The sequence below is a fragment of the Pseudoalteromonas sp. A757 genome (genome assembly GCF_004103285.1).
GTDB lineage: Bacteria > Pseudomonadota > Gammaproteobacteria > Enterobacterales > Alteromonadaceae > Pseudoalteromonas > Pseudoalteromonas galatheae.
This window is the reverse complement of the sequence record NZ_QNQN01000061.1, coordinates 51,772-71,425: the sequence shown is the minus strand read 5'-3', so window position 1 is coordinate 71,425 and position 19,654 is coordinate 51,772. Positions and strand designations below refer to the sequence as shown.

The 19,654-nt window shown below is 46.4% G+C and carries 5 protein-coding genes; all 5 read right to left on the bottom strand.

The features are described 5' to 3' along the window. Positions 1-16 precede the first annotated feature (16 nt). Positions 17-973: an ABC transporter substrate-binding protein gene (locus DRB05_RS05960; RefSeq protein WP_128726106.1), complete on the bottom strand. Its 957-nt coding sequence runs from the start codon at positions 971-973 to the stop codon at positions 17-19. 182 nt (positions 974-1,155) lie between these two features. Further along, entirely contained in the window at positions 1,156-1,938 is a 783-nt protein-coding gene (locus DRB05_RS05955; protein WP_128726105.1) for an alpha/beta fold hydrolase, read from the bottom strand. Continuing rightward, a complete protein-coding gene (locus DRB05_RS05950; protein WP_128726104.1) occupies positions 1,931-6,460 on the bottom strand; it encodes a non-ribosomal peptide synthetase in 4,530 nt (1,509 codons plus the stop codon). Before DRB05_RS05950 ends, DRB05_RS05955 begins: the two co-directional genes overlap by 8 nt. Beyond that, a complete protein-coding gene (locus tag DRB05_RS05945; RefSeq protein WP_128726103.1) occupies positions 6,457-16,206 on the bottom strand; it encodes a non-ribosomal peptide synthetase in 9,750 nt (3,249 codons plus the stop codon). The genes DRB05_RS05950 and DRB05_RS05945 overlap by 4 nt, the downstream gene beginning before the upstream one ends. Positions 16,207-16,209: 3 nt before the next feature. Beyond that, positions 16,210-19,206: a salicylate synthase gene (locus DRB05_RS05940; protein WP_128726102.1), complete on the bottom strand. Its 2,997-nt coding sequence runs from the start codon at positions 19,204-19,206 to the stop codon at positions 16,210-16,212. Positions 19,207-19,654: the final 448 nt, after the last annotated feature.

Below are 19,654 nucleotides of genomic sequence, written 5' to 3'. Positions count from 1 at the left end.
GTGCTTACATTACCTGCTATAAATGACCAAATTGCATTGGTGTGGCCCGTGCTTTATTGGCCAGATCGCTTGGGGGGGCAAATTGCTCAGGGTGCAATAGGTGCGCTAATTCTTGTAAGATGAGCTTTCTTGCAATTGGGCCATGGGGCATCACGTAATGGTCTGCAACTCGGTAGGCGCGGCCATTGGTAACGGCTTTGAGTTGCTTCCAAACTGGATGTGATTTAAAGGGCCCAGGTTCGCCTTTGAAGGAAATAATTACATCAGGGTTAAGCTTTAATAACGACTCCATCGAAATCGGTGCGGAATCAAGCTTTTTTAAGTCCGGCAGTGGAGAGGTGCCGACGCTATTTTTACCTTTGAGAGTCGCCATCATTTCAACGGTAAAATGATGGTCGTAAAATGCATAAGGTACATCTGACCAATGCCACAAAAACACCACAGATTGTGCTTTTAGAGGTGCAGCTGCAAAATGCTTGAGCTGCTCTGCAAATACTCGATTTAATTCAGCACCTTCTGCTTCCTTGCCCAGCGCTTTAGCCGCAGAGATTATTGCCCGATCTGAGTCGGATTTGGTGACCAAGTCATAAGCTAAAAAGGGACTGATCTCCTCAAATTTGGCTTCAAATGGTTCGGTGTAGGTACGCAGTCCGATGGTGAGATCGGGTTTTAGCGCAGTCAACACTTCCAAGTTCGTCTCATGAATTTCACCAAGATCTAGCATATGTTTAGTTTGCTCACCGAGGTAGGGTGACATCTGATGATTGAGTGTTGAGATCGCTACAGCCTGCATACCTAGAGCACTGAGTAAATCAGCACCAAATACTGAGACAGCGGCGACCTTTTTGGGTGAAGTGTTAATAGTAACAAGTTTGTCGCGGTCATCTTTCACTACGACAGGAAACTGAGCATTAACGCTGAGAGACGATAATGTTGATAAACATGCACAAAATAGCAATATGAAGCGACGCATTAGCGTTTCCTTGCGAATAATTGAGTTGGTTTAATAGGTACATTTTGCAATGCTTAAAAACCCAGCACTACCCAAATCGGATTTGTAACCCCCAAAAGAGATAATTTTTAACAGCGCTGGAAGAAGGAGCTGGGGGGCAGCTCCTAGTTTGAACAAACTTTACCCTCAAGGGGGATTGGTTACTAAGGAGCACACAACCATGTTTTTTGCACTGGGAACAGCGTGCCCAAATGGGTCAAAATAGCCTCAACATGATTGGCTAAGTAGAAATGGCCACCTTCGTAGACCTTAATATTGATGGGCTGACTACTCACTTGTTGCCAAGCTTGGGCTTCTTCATAGGTGAGTTCGGTATCAGTTGACCCGAGCATCACGGTGATTGGGTATTGCAATTTTGGTGCATTGAGGTTTGGTTTATAAGTCTCAATTAACTGGTAATCATTGCGCAGCAACGGCAACATCATTTCTAGCAGCTCTGGAAGGGCATTGAGATCAACCTCCGTACCATTAAGACGTTTAAGCTCATTAAGCATGACTTCATCAGGGGCTTTGTGTACTTCGGTCGCATGGTGGCAACTAGGCCCTTCAACAGCAGACACCACCAGTTGAGTTGGAGGCGGGTAGCGATAGGCCTGAATGCGCATGGCAAGTTCGTAAGCGATACCGCCGCCCATACTATGTCCAAACAAGATATAAGGCTTGTTGAGTATTGCTTTAAGACCTGTGGCCAAGTTGCTGACCAAACGATCCATGTTCGAAATCAAAGGCTCAGCCATGCGGTTTTCACGACCTGGGTATTGTACAACCACGACTTCTAAATCTGAGTCGGCGATATTAGCCCACTGACGAAAGTAGCTTGCACTCCCCCCTGCATGAGGCAAAATGATTAACCGTTTAGAGGCATTGGGGCGTGCTTTAAAAATGCGGTAACACGCACTGTTGTTGGTGTATGTGGTATTAAGCATTGTTGTACTTCTGTGTAAGTGGCTTGAGGTAATCGCGGCTGACCGCAAAGTTTGGGAGACTGAATTGGGCCAATATGGATTTTAGGTTATCTGTGGCGTACTGGTGGTGACCACCTGAGTCCATACCTTGCTTGAAGTAAAGCTCAACAAAGCTGCGCACAAAGTTGTCATTGAGTTTGTCTTTCCATGTTATAAAATCAAGTGGTTGAATATCGCAACCGAGTTCGTTAAACCAATTATAGATCTGTGCAACATCGGTACTTTGGTCTGACACTAAGTGGAAGTTACTGTTTTGGCCCGTCGCACCTTTCACTATGGCCGTGATGCAGGTTGCCACATAGTCTACGGGAACAATGTTTACCGCCAGCTCGGACGCAGGATAGGCGTGAATATTCAAGCAAGCACGATAAAATTTTAAGAATGCATCATCATTAATAAAGGGTGTTTCTGTGGTTGCCCAAGTGATGGTTCCGGGACGTAAAATATTGACTGGTACGCCGTGTCTTCTCGCTTCAGTAAATAAGGTTTCAGCCATAATTTTTGACTGCTCATACGTTAACTCCACTTCACGCCATGGCACCACCTGGGTATGTTCTACCACAGGCTGAGGTACATCACTTGGTAACGCGTGGTGTACTCCGATAGTAGAAATATAATGCACTGGCTTCACTTGATGCGAGCTTGCTAAGCGGATAATTTCACGGGCGCCTTCGACGTTGGTTGGGTAAAGAGCAGAAAGCGGATCCATGAGGTTAATGATCGATGCATTGTGAACTATCACATCCACTTGTGCACTTAGAGCTTGATAGTCTGTATTGCTTAAACCAAAGTAAGGCTCGGACATCGTACCGCTGATTATCTGAATACGCTCGTGAGGTATAGCTGTAGGCAGGCCTTTTTCTGCTGCGGCCTGCTCCAAGCGCGAGAATCCATGCTGAATATCATCACAGCGCATCAAGCATAGAATACGATAATCCGTAGTATCCAATATTTCGCGCAAAACATAGCTACCCAAATACCCCGTGCTGCCAGTCAATAATAGGGTTTTTGGCTCGGAATTCGAATCATACGGTAGGGCATCAGCAAGGCCTTCGAGTGCTTCAGTAGCCATGCTGTTTAAATCAATGCTCTCAAGCCATGCTTGTTTTGCTTCATTTGCTTTTGCCAGTGCTTCGGACATTTCGCTGAATACGGCGTGATTGAAAATCAGGTCAATATCTGCATCAAAGCCTGCTGCTAGAAATGCGCTTAGCAGGTTGATGGCATTTAAGCTGGTACCACCAAGTTGGAAAAAATCATCGTGGCGCGATACCTCCGTCACGTTGAGTAAATCACGCCAGATTTGCGCCACAGTTCGCTCAACATGATTGTCAAATGGTGCTTCATATTGTGTTGTCAGTTGCTGCTGTAATTGCGTCAATTGTACTTTAAGCTGTTTTCTATCAACTTTACTGTTCTGACTAAGAGGAAGTGTGTCTAAGGTAAAGAAATGCGTCGGTAACATGTATTTAGGCAACTTGTCATTAAGTAAGGTGCCCAACTCACTGAAGATGATTTCGCTATTGGTTACTTCTTTGACAACCAGTGCCGCAGCTAAGTTACCATCAGTAGATAGATTGACCACCGCGACGCCTTTTACAGCTGGGTGTGCGGCAATAGTTGACTCTATTTCGCCCAACTCAATACGATGACCATTGATTTTGACTTGGCCATCTTCGCGCCCTTGAATGGCAATGATGCCGTCATCCATAATGCAGCCTAAATCGCCAGAGCGATAAAGCCTTTCACCTGTTTGTGGATGTTTAATAAATAGCTCAGCAGTTTTTTGTTTATCGTTTAAATACCCTAATGCCAAACCATCACCTGCAATATACATTTCGCCGGTGACCCAAGTTGGGCAAGGCTCTAGTCGGTCATTTAAAATGTGAATTTGGTGGTTCGCTAGTGGCTTACCATATGGTACTGAAGCAGCATCATCCGCGATGTCTTTGACAGTGTGCTGGACACACCAAATCGCAGTTTCTGTAGGGCCACCTTGGCTGTTCAGGTCAATATGAGGCAGTTGTTGGATTACTTGCTTTGCAAGTTGGACAGGGATCCAATCGCCAGAAAGCATGGCCAGCCTAAGTGTACTGAGCGTCTGATCTTCCGCCCATGGCAAACTGGTCATCAGCATTTGCATTTGCGCAGGCACCGAATTCCACAGACTGACTTGGTGCTTGGCGATCACTTGATGCCAGTGGTTTGGATCTCCCCGTAGCTCTTGAACTGGTAATACCAGAGTCGCCCCTGCTGAGAGAGTGCCAAAGATATCCCAAACTGAGAGATCAAAGCCGTAGCTCACCAGTCCTAAGGTTTTATCTTTCGGGTTGACATCATACAGGCGATTAATTTCCAGCACGGTATTCAGTGCTGCGCCGTGCGATAGCTGCACCCCTTTTGGCTGACCTGTCGTACCGGAGGTGTATATTACATAAGCTGGCGCTTCGACAAAAATTTGCTGCTGTCGACGTTGCGTGAATATTTCCAATAAACCTTGAAGGTCCTGCTGCGGAATAGCCGGTAGTAATTGATCAAATGCAATAACAGTGACATCAGAGCCAAAGTCTAGGTTAGCATATTGCAACTCTGTGAGTACGATTTTGGCGCCTGAGTTAGCGATGATTGATTGCTGGCGAGCAAGCGGGTGTTTTGCCTCAATAGGCACATACACACAATCGGCAAACAATACTGCAAACACTGCTGCAATTTGTTGTGTGCTTTTGTCTGATACGATTGCAATATGGTCGTTCGGTTTTACCGAGTCGACAAAGGTGAGCCTGATTTGAAGTGCCAACTGTGCAAGTTGTTGGTAACTCATTTCGCCGTTTTGGTCGATCACCGCAATTTGATCAGGGGTATCTAGAACATGTCGAGCAAATCCAGAGTGCAAATATCCTCTAGCTTGTTCTGTTTTGGTGTCGTTTAGCGCGGTGATGTGTACTTGCGTTTGCTTTGGTAAACTCACCGGGCTGGTGGACTGCCATAGTGCTTCATTATTAGCCAGCTCGTGTAATAGTTCACAAAATGCTTGATGTGCTTGCTCAATCACACCGGCTTGGAAAATCCCTTGACGGATATCCCAATCTACGATCAGCTCTCCATTGCGCTCCGTTGCTTGACAATCAAGCCAGACTTGCGGCGTTTGAGTAATTCCGTAACGCAACTGTGCATCATGCATAAATTGGTTGCTGTCTAACTCATCACCTGATAAACCAAGGGTGCTAGTATAGACAATTGGTACTATGGTATTGCTTTGCTGTATTTGGTTCATAGCTCGTAATACTTCAACGCCAGTAAAGTCACTGTGTTCCAAATCACGCCAAAGTTGTTGCTGTAACTGACTTGCCCGCTTGGCGAAACCCGCTTGCGGATCTGGCGATACCCCTAGCACGTTTACTGCGATAAAGTCGCCAACCACGCCACGGACATCTGGGTGCACATTGGCGCGATTCAACATAGTGAGGTTTAAACAAAAATTAGGATGGCGAGACCAGCGTCCAATTACTTCTGTAAATGCGGCTAATACAAGGCTAGAAGGTGTTAGTTTGTGTCTTGCTGCTCGCTCGCCAAGGCGCTGCCAAAGGGTGGGATCTAACTTAAAATTCAAGCGAGAAAATGCGACGCTTTCCTCGTTGCCCGTACTTTTTGCTCTCGGTAGTTCGGGAGGGGCTGGTAGCGTTTTAATGCGCTCTAGCCAATAGGCTTTGTGCTGTTCATAGCGCTGTGCTGTTTTAGGGTGCTCTAACAAGGCTTTGCGTGCAATGACAATATCTCGGTACGAAACCCCCAAAGGCGCAAGAGCACGCTCTGGATGGTTATATAATTCACCGAGTTCGGCGAGCATAATTTGAATGCTAGCAAAATCGGCGATAAGTAAGTCGATAGAAAAATGTAGAATTGACCCTTCACCGGTTTGGCTAAGGTGTAAATCATATTGTGGCCATTTATCCGGTTGATAGTGGCGGTGAGCCAACTGTTCACGCAGGTCTAATAGTTTTTGCTGACGAGTTTGCTGGTCAAGCGCTGCAAACTCATGCACGCGGATCGCTTTTGGCGTAACCTGTGCGATAATTTGTTGAGTACCATCAAGGTTTATAATAGCGCGCAGCATATCGTGGCGCTCAACTAACTTGTGCCAAGCCGTTTGCAGGCGTTTTGCATCAATATTCGGTAGGTCCAACTCAATGTAACTATGGCAGCCAACACCGCCATACTCAACGGCATTGTTACGGCCTACTAAGTAAGCAACCTGTAAATCGGTTAGCGGAAACGGCTGATAGCGGTCTGCATAGTTAGGCTCTATAGCTGCCATTACAGGGTCGCTTAAATAGTCGATAAGCGCTGCCTTATTGTCTTGTAATTGTGTTTTTAGTGCTGGTGTCAATACTCCAGCAGGGGCCTTAAATTTTAAGTTGCCTTGATCGGCCCACAGGTAAACGCCGCGGCTTTCAAAGTCAGCGATAATACTGGCGATGGTCATATTGTACCCTCTTCAAATAGTTCATCGGTATCACAGGTTGTGTCGCCTAGATCACGCCAAGCTTGAGTTATAGCAGCAGCGAAGCTGGCAATACTTGGGGCGCTAAATAGTGCTGTAAGTGACACAGATGTTGGAATAATGTGTTGTTGTTGCAGTGTTTGGATAAGCTGTGTTGCGCTTAAGCTATCACCACCGATGGCAAAAAAGTCGTCGTGACGAGAGAGCTGAGGGCGCTTTAAAAGTGATTGCCAGATTTTTGCAAGTTGTTCTTCAAGCTCACCTTCAGGCGCCTCGAACTCAGCTTGCATTAGCTCCAATGCCATAAATTCATTGAGCAATTGCTTTCGGTCAATTTTACCGTTGGCGCTTAGCGGTAATGTCTCAAGTTCTACTAAATGGCTGGGCACCATGTATTCTGGAAGTTGCTGTTCCATTTGTGCAGTAATTACCTGTGTATCTAGCGTGGCTTGGGCTTCCTTAACAAAGGCGGCAACGAGCTTTTTCGGCTCACCAATTGTTAGTGCAACACCGCGACTTAAGCCTTTAACCTGAGCCAAGGCGGCGTCGATTTCACCGAGCTCAATGCGATGTCCGCGCACCTTAACTTGGTGATCAATTCGGCCTAAGAACTCGAGGTTGCCGTCCGGCCAGTAACGACCGCGGTCACCAGTGCGGTACCAACGCTTACCATCGGCCATCACAAAGCGCTGATCCGTTAATTTTTTATCTCCTCGATAGGCAGTGGCAAGGCCCACGCCTCCGATCCATAGTTCACCTGCAACCCAATCTGGACAATCACGGCCACATGGGTCTACTACACGATATGTTTGGTTCGGGAGCGGTTTACCGTATGGAATAGATGACCAATGTTCTGGCAGCTCACCTTTTACCTCACAGCTGTTTGACCAAATGGCTGCTTCAGTGGCACCACCCATGGCAATTAATGGGATCTGTGAGTGAGTCTTGGCTTGTAATCTTGGCGGTAAATCTAGGCCAATCCAATCACCCGATAGCATCACTTGCGAAAATGGTAGTGGGCGTGCATCGTTTTCAGCGACGACCAGTAGCATATCGAGCAATATCGGCACTGAGTTCCAAGTAGTGACATGATGTTGATGAACTAGCTCAAGCCACGTAGATGCGTCTCTGCGGCTCGCCTCATTAAGTAATACAACACTGCCACCAACGCTCAACAAGCCAAATAGATCGTATACCGAGAGATCAAAATCTAATGCAGAAACAGCAAGTACACGGCTATTACTGTTGATAGCATAGTGTCGATTTAGCTGGTCAATGGTATTTGCAGTCGCTTGATGACACATTTCGACCCCTTTGGGTTCACCGGTAGAACCTGAGGTAAAGATCACATATGCGGGTGCATCTGTTGCTACTGTCAAGGGGGTTGCCAGCGGCGTTAAGCCCTCTGCATCCGCCACATTGAGACGAGTGACACCCTGCTCAACGTCTTGGTTGATGTGTGCTTCGTTCGTAAGTACCCAACGGATCCCCGCAGTGCGATGAATTTTCGCTTGACGGCTGGTGGGTTGATGAATACCAATTGGCACATAGCAGCCTCCGGCGGCCATAATGCCAAATACGGCAGCAACCTGATCTACCCCCCTTGGCAAGCTCACTGCCACCGCTTCACTCAGCGATAATCCTTGTTGAGTAAGTAAGTGGGCGATACGCAGTGCTTTGTCTGCCAATTGGCCATAGGTTACTATTTGCTCATCAGCTATCAGCGCAACGGTATCGGGGTGTTGACGGGCATAGTCAAACATCGCCTGATGTAAAGTACGAGGCGTTTGTTCAGCGTAGGTGCTGTTTACTCGGTCTCGCACCAACTGTTGAGATTTAGGTAATGCGTGGCTAAATGCTGTATCCGTTGAAATGGATACTTCGTCCAGTAATGTTAAGAAACGGCTAAACATATTGTCTAGCAACTCAGCTGGAAACAGTGCATCGACGGCATCCCAAGATAGAATTAGCTCGCCTTTGAATTCATACATTTGATGATCTAGCCAAACCTGTGGAGTTGCCGACAATCCGCCATCGGTAAATTGTGGTAAATCTTCATTGAAAGCGTCTGCCAGTAAGTCGTCAGCCATTCCTAATGTACTGGTAAAGACAATGGGCAATGCAGCTGCGGTGCGCCCCATAGTTCGGCTGCGCTCTCTTTGCACCCATACTGATGAAACTGCTCGATGATCAAGTACATCAGCAAGTTGCTCTTGCAGTTGTTTTGCATGTTGAGCAATTGTGATGTGCTCGTCAGGGTGGTAAGCAAGGGGGGCCAGAGACGTAAAATCACCAACAATACTGCCAACTTCTGGGTGTACATTTTGACGATCAAATAGGGTCAAATTTAAGGTATGTGGATGGCCACCACTATACTGACTGAGTACTTCCGCATAGGCACTCAGCACTAAAATACTTGGTGTTACATTTTGTGAGCGAGCCGCTTTTTTAATGGCTTGCCACTTGGCTTTTGGCAATCTTGCACTGCGACGAGAGAATTCGCTGTGTTCAATTTGCAGTGGATCTTGTGCCAGTGGTAGTGCTGCCGCATCCGGCAAGGTAGGCAAACGTTCTAGCCAGTATGCTTGGGCTTCATCTATTGCTTGCTGGCTATGTTGAACTTGGGTGACATAGTCTCTAAAGGTTAAGGAAAGTGGCGTTAGCTCAATATCTGGTGCTTGATATAAAGCAGCGAATTCGCGCAATAACAGCATGATGCTATAGCCGTCTAGTGTCATGTAATTAAACATCAAAGCAAGACGCGTACGCTCAGTTTCACCCGCTTGATATCTTGCAACTTTAATCGTTATCGCATCATGTAAATGTTGGCTATTTTTAGTTTGCCACCATGCGTGAATTTGCGTTCGTGCTTGGTCTAAACAGGTGTAAGTTATTGGATCGATATCCAATTTTGGTATGCCGCTTTGCTGCAACACAAGCTGTTGGTTATTATCGCTCACCTGGGCGCGCAACATATTATGGCGTGCATACAGCTTTTTCCATGCAAGCATCATTCGCTCGGTATCAAGCGTTAAACTATCGAGTTCGAGTAAGTAGTGAGTGCCACAATTAAGCGGGAAGCCCGGCGTTTGGCCTAACCAATAAGCACTTTGTACTTCAGTCAGTACAAATGGTTCAAACTGATGTTCGGGTTTAGCTACAATTTGCTTGCACTGTGTGGCTTCATGCATCTCAAGTGTTGCTGCAAATGCACCAAGCGTTGGGTTGGCAAACAAAGTGCGTAAAGGTTGCTTGGTCGACAACCCACGGTGGGCGAGCTGAGTCAGGAATTGGGTCGCCAGGAGCGAATCGCCACCGAGTGCAAAAAAGCTGCTTTCTAGGCCAACATTGGCAACCCCCAGTAAGTCTTTCCAAAGCTGTGCAACTTGAAGTTCGTTATCTGTTTGTGGCGCTGTTACAGGCACTTCAACGCTAATTTGGTCGTCAAATTGGGTAGCAAGTTGTTTTCTATCTACCTTTCCATTAGCGCTTAGCGGCAGAGCAGCTAAGGCTAAAAAGTGACTCGGTACCATATAATCTGGCAAAGAAAGAGCAAGTTTTGTTTTTACTGCATCGAGATCCAGTTTCGTGCTTTCATCCATTACTAGTGCAGCAACCAACATTTTAGGCTCGCCAATGGTCAATGCCACTCCACGAGAAATACCTTCGATACGGGCGAGAGCCGTATCAATTTCACCCAGTTCAATACGATGACCGCGTACTTTCACTTGGTGATCTATACGCCCTAAGAACTCAAGGTTGCCATCTGGCCAGTATCTACCTCTATCGCCGGTGCGATACCAACGAGTACCTTCGTGGCTGACAAAGCGCTCAGCTGTGAGCTTTTGATCACCCCGATACGCGCTAGCAAGACCAACACCGCCTATCCAAAGCTCACCTGCAACCCAATCTGGGCAGTCGCGTCCGTAGGCATCGACGACACGGTAGGTTTGGTTCGGTAGTGGTTTACCGTAAGGAATTGAGTTCCAGTGAGCTGGAATGTCGCCCTTTACCTCACAGAAATTCGACCAAATAGCTGCTTCTGTTGCGCCACCCATAGCGATAAGTGGAACTTCGGCTTTATTTTTGGCTTGTAAACGCGGTGGAATATCTAGGCCAATCCAATCACCTGACAACATCACTTGTTTGAAAGGCAATTGTCTGTCATCTTGCTCTGCAACGATGAGCAACATATCCAGCAGGACGGGTACAGAGTTCCAGACATTGATATTATGTTGGTGCACGAGCTGTAACCATTCGCTGGCATCGCGGCGGTTCTCATCACTGAGCAACACAACTTGCCCCCCTACACTGAGTAATCCAAAGGTATCGTATACCGACAAGTCGAAATCCAGTGCAGACACCGCTAGTACGCAACTACGTTGATCAATTTTATAGAGTTGATTGAGTTGATCTATGGTGTTTGCGGTTGCCTGATGGCACATTTCCACCCCTTTTGGTTCACCGGTCGAGCCCGAGGTAAAAATAATGTATGCGGGTTGTTCTGGTGACACTTCTATAGGCTTTGCTTGTGGTGTACTTGCTGTAGCGACGTCCAACCTTATCACTGACTCGATGGATTCGACTTCTAAGTGATCACTGTCAGTAAGCACTAATCGGATCCCTGCTATACGATGTATTTTTGCCTGACGACTCGCAGGCTGATGGATCCCGATTGGCACGTAACAACCGCCCGCAGCCATAACTCCCAATATAGCTGCAATTTGATTTATGCCACGTGGCAAAGTGACTGCAACAGGTTCTGCTGGTGCGAGCTGATGTTGCTGCAATAGCGCTGCAATACAGAGCGCTTGCTCACATAGCTGTGCATAACTGACATGCGAGTTTTCAAATACCAGTGCCGTGTCGCCGGGGTTTTGCTGTGCGTGCGCAAAAATAGCATGGTGCAAAGTGCGTGGTGTTTGTGGGCATTCGGTGGTATTTACTGCGAGACGTGTATGCGCTTGTGCATCAGGTAATGGTAAGGACATCTCCTCTTCCCAGCTGCTATGACACAGCCTTTCAAGTGCACTAACATAGCTGTTGAACATGTCATCAATCATACCGGCTGGGAAAAGTGCATCCACCGCATCCCAAGATAGAATAAGTGAACCATCAAATTCGTATAATTGATGGTCAAGCCAAACTTGCGGTGTTTGTGATAAACCTCCAGGTACAATCTTGGGGAAATCGCCGTTTGAGTTTTCAAACAAGCCGCCGCCAAGGCCCAAGGTACTGGTAAACACCACAGGTAGCGCTGCTGATGTGAGTGTGCTTTGGCGAGCTTGCTCGCGCTGGATCCAAATAGAGGAAATTGCTTTGTGTTCAATAGCCTGTGCAATTTGCAGTTGCGCTTCCTGTGCTTGTACCAGTAAAGAGTCACCAATATTTTTACGAAATGCAATGGGGGCTAATGTGGTGAAGTCACCAAACACTTTATTGATATCCTCGTGCACATCTTGGCGATCAAACAGGGTTAAATTGAGCGTGTGATCGCCTTCGCTCCAGCGCCTCAGGACATTGCTGTAGGCCGTTAATAGTAGTACTGAAGGGGTAATGCCATAGGATCTCGCTTTATTCTTAAGTGCTTGCCAAGTACCTGTATCGAGTTGTGCTTCGCGGCGCACAAATTCAGGCTTAGTAATACTTTGCGGGTCTTGTGCTAGTGGTAGCTGTGGCGCAGGTGGTAAGGTATTAATCTGTTCTCGCCAGTATGCTTGTGCTGCTAAATGCTCCGCATCATTGTGTTGCACTTGGACTACGTAGTCTCTAAACGAAACATTAATCTCCGGCAAGTGATAAGCGGGATCGTTATAAAGGCTTGCAAGCTGATCGAGCAGCAATTTAATACTAAATCCATCGAGTGTTAAGTAATCAAAAATGATCCCTAAACGGGTCTTATTAGCACCATAATTTACGGCGCAAATACGGTGATTAGGTAATGTCGTTGACTCATTTTGGTCGTGGCTTTGTAGCGCTTGTTGACAAATTCTACGCCAAAATTGGTGGAGATGATCCCTCGCGGCATTGGCGTGATTATTGGTTTCTGATTTCAAGCTCACTTGTGCAATAGACACCGCAGGTAAATGAGACAGCAGTTGTTGCTGACCGTCTGGTGTGATCACTGCACGCAGCATCTCATGGTGCTCAACCAGTTGGTCCCAAGCTTTTGCTATACGTTGAATATCGACATTTTCTCCCTCCAACTCTAGCAAATACAAAGTGCTGCAGTTAAGCGGTAATCCCGGTGTTTGGCCCATCCAATAAGCGCGTTGTACCTCGGTGAGCGGGAATGGCGCAAAACGATTATCTAGATCTGGCACTATTTCGAGTTTTATTACCGGTTCGGTGCTTTCTAAGCGCGCTGCGTAGGCGCTTAATTGAGGAGATGAGAATAAGTCAGGTAGTGGTTTTGGAGATGCCAAACCTTGTTTTTTAAGTTTTGCGATAAGCTGAGTCGCAATTAAGCTGTCTCCACCTAACTCGAAGAAGTGACTTTGCTGACCGATTTGCTCAACCCCCAGTAAAGACCGCCATATATTGGCAAGGCATTTTTCATTGTCTGTTTGCGGCGCGGTTAAACTCAACGCACACTGCTGCTTGGCAGCTAGCTGGTCGACAAGTGTCTTTCGGTCTATTTTACCATTGCTACTGAGTGGCAGCTGCGGTGCAAATTCGATATGGCTTGGCACCATATAATCTGGCAGTAGCTTGTGTAATTGGCGTTGTATGGCGGCGCTATCTAACGTGCTTTGAGCAGCTAAGACTACAACACTCGCTAGGCTTTTGGGCTCGCCAATCGTCACGGTAACGGCACGCTGAACACCATTAATATTGGCAAGGGCTGTATCAATTTCACCCAACTCAATACGATGCCCGCGTATTTTGACTTGATGATCGATGCGTCCTAAAAACTCGAGGTTGCCATCAGGCCAGTAGCGACCTTGGTCGCCAGTGCGATACCAGCGCTCGCCATGTTGCTCAACGAAGCGTGCTGCCGTTTGCGTGCTATCACCACGATAACAAGTTGCTAGACCAATACCGCCAATCCATAGCTCACCAGGAACCCAGTCTGGGCAATCTCGCCCGTGTTTATCAACAACGCGATACTTTTGGTTTGGTAGAGGTTTACCGTATGGGATTGAGTGCCAATGCAGTGGCAGTGGTGAACGAACCTCACAACGGTTTGACCAAATAGCTGCTTCCGTTGCGCCGCCCATTGCAATGATAGGTGGGTTGGTGGCGCTGATATGTTGTAGCCGAGGAGGAAGGTCCAAGCCTATCCAATCACCAGATAACATCACCTGCTCAAAGTGCAGCTGACGGCTATCTTGTTCCGCTGTGGTCAAAAGCATATCTAGTAATATCGGAACAGAGTTCCAAATAGTTACCTTGTGTTGGTGTACCAGCTCAAGCCATGCTTGTGCATCACGGCGTTGCTGCTCATCAATAACGACTAGTTGCCCGCCAACACTTAACAAACCAAAAATATCATATACAGAAAGGTCAAAATCAAGCGCTGAAACCCCGAGCACACAGCTATCTTGGTCAATTTGGTAGTCTTTATTGAGCTGATAAATGGTATTAGCAGTGGCCTGATGACTCATTTCAACCCCTTTGGGTTCACCTGTAGAGCCAGAGGTGAATATGATATAGGCGGGATTTGCAGGGTCTGTGATAACAGCTGATTCTAGTGGCTCAGCTAAAAGCGCTTGTTGAATATCAATACATTTTACTGCTGGGTCATGTTCTGGATCGTCACCAATAGCAATTGCTAGCTTGACCTCTGCGGTTCGATGGATCTTTTCTCGCCGTGATTGAGGCTGGTGAGGTCCTATAGGCACATAACAGCCACCGGCTGCCAGTACTCCAAGTATCGCCATGATCTGCTCAGCGCTTCTGGGTAATGTTACGGCTACAGGTTCTGCACCCTTCAGCCCTTGTTGCTTCAAATAAGCGGCTATACGTAGCGCTTTTTCAGCGACGGTACGATAGCTTAACCGTTCGGTGTTGAATATTAACGCAGTCTTATCAGGGTGTACCTGAGCACCTCTAAAAAATGCTTCATGCAATGTATGTGGGGTATAAGGTGCACCGGTGTTATTCGCTGCTTTGCGTTGGATTTGCTGATACTCTGGCAGGTCAATAAGATGTGATGCGTGCCATGCACTGCTATTTGTCGCTAGGTTTTCAAGTAATGCAACATAGCTTGCAAACATGGTATCAATCAGCAACTCTGGGAAAATCTCATCCACAGCATCCCATGCTAGCATCAAACCTTCATCGACTTCATACACTTGATGGTCTAACCAAACTTGTGGTGTTTGCGAGATCATGTAGTTAAATTGACCCAATACCGTGTCTTGTTGCGACAGAAGTGGGGTGCCTAAGTTACAGGCAAATACGATAGGTGCGCTTACACCCTGTGCATAACCGTGTTTTACTAAATCGCGTTGGATTTGAACTGCGGAATAATCACAGTGTGCGACGTTTTGGTGAAATTGGCTTTGTATTGTTTTCGCATGATCAATAAAACCTTTTTCTTCACTAAAATCACAATCTAAAAGCAATAGATTGGTGAAGTCTGCGACTACGTTTTCAATACCTGGGTGCTGAGTTTTGCGATCAAAAAGTGGTAAGTTCAGCGTGAATTTCTTCTCGCCACTAAATTTGGCAAGTACGTACGCATAACTAGTAACGAGCAACATAGCGGGTGTCACTTGATACTGTTGTGCGGTATTTTTAAGCGTCTTCCACTGGTTTTGGCTCAAGGTGTGCAAACGGCGAGAAAATGTTGGTCGAGTGATGGTTCGAGGGTCGCAACGAAGGGGAAGCTGTGGACCAGAGGGGAGGGTTGCTAAACGCGTTTGCCAATAAGCTTTGTCTGCTTCAAACTTATCTTTATTTTGCGCATTTTCATACGCTAAGTACTTTGCGAAGCTCCAGTTTGGATCAGTGTTGAGTGTACCGCCATGATAAAGCACGGCAAGATCTTTTAATAAGATATTTAAGCTCTGTACGTCAGCGATCAGTAGGTCTACATCAAAGTGGATCCGACATTTTCCTTCGGGGAGTAAACTCAACTCCAGCCCTAGGGTTTGACCATACTCAATACCTAATTTTCGATGTGATAGGCGGCTGCGAATTTGCTCTACCGCTTGAGTTGCCTCATCAAGAGTTAGTGACCTAAAGTCGTTAATTGCAAGCCCTGGTGTGGGTAGCTGTGAATGCACTTGCTGGGTACCAGACTCAGTAAACTGTGCACGTAGCATGGGATGATAGTGATAAAGTGCATGCCATGCTTGTTCGAGCCTTAAAGGATCGATATCTTTGTTGTCTACCTCCAGATAGGCGTGACAACCGACGCCACCCAGCTCTTGCTCATCTTGGCGACCAATCCAATAGGCATATTGCACGTCAGTAAGCTCAAACTCTGCGTAGGGGTCTATATCGGGTAGTTTAGGGGCTCCAATAACTTCGACATCAGTATCTGTTTGCATGCATAAAAGCGTTATCCACTCGCTAAGAACTGGTTGTTCAATCAGTTTTGAGAAGGTTACTTTTGCGCCTTGTTTTCGCCACTGGTTGACCAAACGCATCATATGCATTGAGTCTAAGCCAAGCTCAATAAGGTTGGCATCTAGCTTGTCTTCAAGCGGTGTTTTTACAAACGCTTGTACATGTTTTAACAGCTGTTTCTTATTTAGGGGGATCTTTACCTGTGCCATGTGTTAGCTCTGCGCCTCTTCTAACGTTTTTTCATCAATTAGGTAGTTGGCGATGCAACTGAGTTTTTCGATGGTTTCTGTCAATTCACGCTCAGGCTTAGATTGGTCAATGACACCAGCGCCAGCTTGCAGCCATGTAAGGTTATTGGCGCGATAAATTGAACGCAGTACCAAAGCTGAGTCCATAAACCCGTCATTATCTACAATCATTACACAGCCGCTGTACCAATCTCTGCGATTTGGCTCAAGGCGCAATATGGCTTCTATGGCTTCGCGTTTTGGGATCCCTGACGCCGTAACTGCTGGGAAAAGCGCTTGAAATGCATGCCATGGGTTTTTACCATTACTTAGTTGACCACAAACGCGAGAGGCTAGATGTTGTACACTGCCGCGACGGCGCACAGCCATAAATTCACTTACCGCAATTGAACTGGGTTCACATATTTGCTCCAATTCTTCTTGGGCTAATTTTACTGATACAGCGTGCTCCGCTATTTCTTTAGTATCGTTAAGAAGTTCTTCTCGTAGCTGCTGCTCTTCTTGTGGCGAGTTACCAAGTGAGCGAGTACCAGCTAGGGGCTGTGTGCTGATATATCCCTTGTTGCTGGCTTCAAGTAGGGTTTCTGGGCTGAAACCTGCAATTGAAAAGTCGTTTAACTGGTAGAGGAATGAGCGTGCAGGCGAATTATGTAAACGGCCGTAGCGGAAGCTCTTATTCAAACAAATGCTGTCTGGCACATGAATACGGCGAGACAAGATCACTTTTTGATATTGCCTGTTGCAAATTTCTTCGATGGCTTTAGCAACCGATGTTTTGTATTCATCTTTATATTGCGTGTTGATCTGTGGTGTTTGTAGAGGCTTAAGTGCAGCCGCACTTTCCGTTTGTACGCATGATGTATCTGCTTTTAAAACTAATGTTTCAAGCGCTTTGAGGTCAGCCTCAGTTAACGCGCGCAGTATCGCTTTATTTGCTTCAAGGCGTACCTCTAATTCTGGCACAAATAATTGTAAAGACTTTTCATGCTCAGTGCGTGTTTGAATACCGTGAAATACGCTAGCTAGTTCAAACTTGGCTACGCCATATAACCGCCAGTTTTCGAATTGAATACTTTGCAGTGCTTGCGCCATTAGCTCAGGAAAAGGTTTGCCATTAAACTGTTTTGTTTTTTCACCTTGTTGTAAGGTTATTTCGCTGCCGTTGGAATATAGTTCAGCTACTTTGCCAAGGCCAACAGACCAAGCAGACTTACACTCGTATATGGCTTTAAATGGATGACTACTGAGCTCAGAAATCCTCGGTGCTAACTGCATTGAAGTTGACTGGACAGAGATGGTTTTTTCAATATAGGGTATTGGTTTTAATTGGTTCATATTGGGCTCTACATACTCATCTTCAGCACGTTTAATCAGTGCTTTTTTATTGATCTTTCCTATAGCGGTGAGTGGCCAAAAACTGAGTGAAATGATTTGATCTGGATATTTGAAGCGTGCAACTTGCTGTTCTTGCAACAGCTGATAGACCTCACTGAGGGAAACGGGCTGACTAGAAATAATGCAGGCACAACTACGCTCGCCAAGATATGCGTCTGGTACAGGTACTAATATGGCTTCATCAATATAGGGGTGGGAGAGCAGTCGTTGTTCTATTTCTGCGACAGCGATTTTTTCTCCTGCTCGGTTAATCTGTTCTTTGATCCGCCCTTCAACAATTAGGTTACCAGCTTGGTTCACACGCACTAAATCACCCGTACGGTAAAAGCCATCGGTGGTAAAGGCTGTTTGGTTATGTGCTTGTGCTTTGTAGTAACCCGCGATGGTATAAGGACCTTTGGTTTGTAGCTCACCAACATCACCTTGCGCTACGGGGTTGTCTTGTTCGTCAACAATGCGTACTTTATCAAAGTCACAAAGTGGGCGGCCTTGGGTATGCACTACTTCATTTAACGGGTCATCCAAGCGGGTGAAGCACAGTAATCCCTCGGCCATACCAAACACCTGTTGTAGTTGACAACCAAGTACATCGGGCACTTGTATCGCTTGCTCGGCAGTGAACTTAGCACCACCCACTTGTAGCAGTTGCAGGCTACTTATATCGGTGTCATCCCATTGTTTAGCCTCAAGCCATAGTTTTGTTAAAGCGGGTACCAAAGCGGTGTGAGTAACTTTGTGTTGTTCTATAAGTGGAAACGCTTCGTCTGGTCCAGGTGTTGGACATAGCACCACCGTTCCACCCTGACAAAGTGTGCCAATGATCCCGGGGCATGCTAAAGGGAAATTATGGGCGATTGGTAAAACCGCTAAATAAGTGGTTTGCTCATCAAATTGACATAGCTCGGCAGAAGCCTTGGCATTGAAGTAATAATCATTGTGGCTGCGTGGAATAAGTTTAGGTGTACCTGTGGTGCCACCAGAAAGCAACATGAGAGCTGTGGATGTTGGATCGATATTAGAAACCTGCATGTGCTCGGTACTGTCTAACTGAGAAAGGGATGTATATGGAGTGGAGGTTGGTGTATCACTCGCGACCAAGATATGCTCAATACTTGAACATGCGGACACAATACGTTGGGCCATAGCAACATAGTCGTGCCCCAAATAACTGCTTGGTACTATGTATGCCACAGGGTTACTGAGTTCACACAACGCTGCAATATCGGACTCTCGCTGCGCAGGCATGGCCAAAATTGGAATGACACCTAATTGGAACAGTGCGAAGCAACTAATTATAAAATCGAGAGAATTGGGCAGTTGCATCATAACGTGGTCGCCCGCTTTTAAGCCTATATTGCGAAACCCAGCGCTGCGCGTTATCACGCGTTGCTCAAACTGAGCGTAAGTGAGTTCCGTTTCACCTTCTATCAGGGCGACGTTATCTGAAAATTGAGATCGCCAGTCGGCGACAAGGGAACCGAGACTTTGTTGCTGCCAAATATTCTCTTCAATATAGAGGTCTTGCTCAGCCTTCGGCCGGACTGGCGTATCAATTGTTGTTTTCACTATTATTCTCCGGTTATGAAGCACGATCGCGGTTGGTCTTTGAGCCTTAGTAACTGCGAGTGTTATTTGTCATGAAATTTTCTTGCCCAAAAAATATGTTTTTGGACAATTTGTTCCCACCCCAAAAAGTTGTTGTATGCCCCTATCGGTAATTTTTTCGGGGAAATTTGCTTGCATATCAGAGAACTTATACTTACTTCCGATCTGGGGGATATTGAACGGATATGGGGAGAGTTGCTTGGATTGCTGCAGTAGGCTTATCGCTATTTTTTATTGTGATTAGATAAATCACCGTGTGGTAAAAGTTGACGGCATAAACCAGAGATACAAACAAGGAATTTGTTCCGGCCTTTAATGGCTGACTCTGTTGTTCAAGTTTCACGTTTGGTTGATTTAAACCTGATATCTCGAAAAGCTAGCGGATCGGCAAGAGCATATTTGTTTGGTT